This is a genomic window from Microbacterium sp. bgisy203, from assembly GCF_965345155.1.
Lineage (GTDB): Bacteria > Actinomycetota > Actinomycetes > Actinomycetales > Microbacteriaceae > Microbacterium.
This window is the reverse complement of record NZ_CBDRLZ010000020.1, coordinates 1-1,436: the sequence shown is the minus strand read 5'-3', so window position 1 is coordinate 1,436 and position 1,436 is coordinate 1. Positions and strand designations below refer to the sequence as shown.

Genomic DNA, 1,436 nt, shown 5'->3' with positions numbered 1-1,436 from the left:
CGGGGTGAGTCCCATAGCGTGGTGTCACTTCCCGCGGGGGTCTCGTCGTCGAAGGGCCACCGTGGGATGACCAGTTGTTTCCGGCAAGAAGCAAAGCAGAGATCCCACGATGACCCACCACCAGTCTGCCCTGACGACCCTGATCGGCGAAGTCCTCGCCGATCCCGACCTCGCCCACTCGGACGTGTTCCGACGGATGCTGCAGGCCGGCCTGCAGGACCTGATCAACGCGGAAGCGACGGTGAAGATCGGCGCGGCGCCGCACGAGCGCACCCCGGAGCGGACCACACGTCGTAACGGCACCCGCCCGAAGACCCTCGCGACCCCGGCTGGGGAGGTCGACCTTCAGATTCCGAAGCTGCGCGAGGGATCGTTCTTCCCGTCGCTGCTTAGTCCGCGGCGCCGGGTCGACAAGGCACTCTACGCGGTGATCTGCCAGGCCTGGATCGACGGGGTCAGCACCCGCAAAGTCGATCAGCTTGTCCGGGCGCTGGGCAACGACACCGGCATCTCCCGGTCGACGGTGTCGCGGATCTGCGGGGAGATCGACGAGTCGGTGCAGGAGTTCCTGCACCGCCGGATCGATCACACCTGGTTCCCCTACCTGTTCCTGGACGCCACTTACCTCGACGTCCGCCACCGCGGCCGGGTCGTCTCCCAAGCCCTCGTCGTCGTGGCCACCGGCGTCTCCGGAGAGGGCCGGCGGGAGATCCTCGGGATGGCGCTCGGCGACGCGGAGAACACCGACTTCTGGACCGAGTTCCTCCGCTCCCTCCGGGACCGAGGACTGAAGGTCGCCACCGACGCCGATCCGTTCGGCGTCGCGCTGGTCACCTCCGATGCGCACGCCGGGCTGAAAGCCGCGGTGAAAGCGATCCTGCCCGGATCCGGATGGCAACGATGCCGGGTCCATTTCGCCCGCAACGTCACCCAGAAGATCGGATCCGCGCGTTCCAAGCCCGTCAATGCGCTGATCTCGACGATCTTCGCGCAGACCACGACCGAAGCCGTCACCGCGCAATACAAGGCCGTCACCGACAGCCTCCGCTCATCGTTCCCCGAGATCGCGGCCATGCTCGAGGCCGCAGAACCCGACCTCACCGCGTTCGCGCCACTGCCGCGCGAGCACTGGCAGAAGGTCTGGTCGAACAATCCGATCGAACGTCTCAACCGAGAGATCAAACGCCGCGCCGACGTCGTGCAGATCTTCCCCGACCAGGGCAGCGTCACCCGCCTCATCGGCGCCGTCCTGCAGGAGCAGCACGAGGAATGGTCCTACGGCGAACGCCGCTACTTCTCCGACATCTCCATGCGCAAACTCGTCCACACCCTCAACGAGCACACCGAACCCGCACGCCCCGAGCTCTACCTCACCGCCTGACCATCACCCACCACAGGAAACAACCGGAGTGACACCACACCACGGGACTTGACCG

The 1,436-nt window shown here is 66.4% G+C and carries 1 protein-coding gene; it reads left to right on the top strand.

Going from position 1 to position 1,436, the window contains the following annotated elements; translation table 11 throughout:
* The first annotated feature begins 109 nt into the window (after positions 1–109).
* A complete protein-coding gene (locus ACRVYW_RS14045; RefSeq protein WP_431805356.1) occupies positions 110–1,381 on the top strand; it encodes an IS256 family transposase in 1,272 nt (423 codons plus the stop codon).
* Positions 1,382–1,436 lie beyond the last annotated feature (55 nt).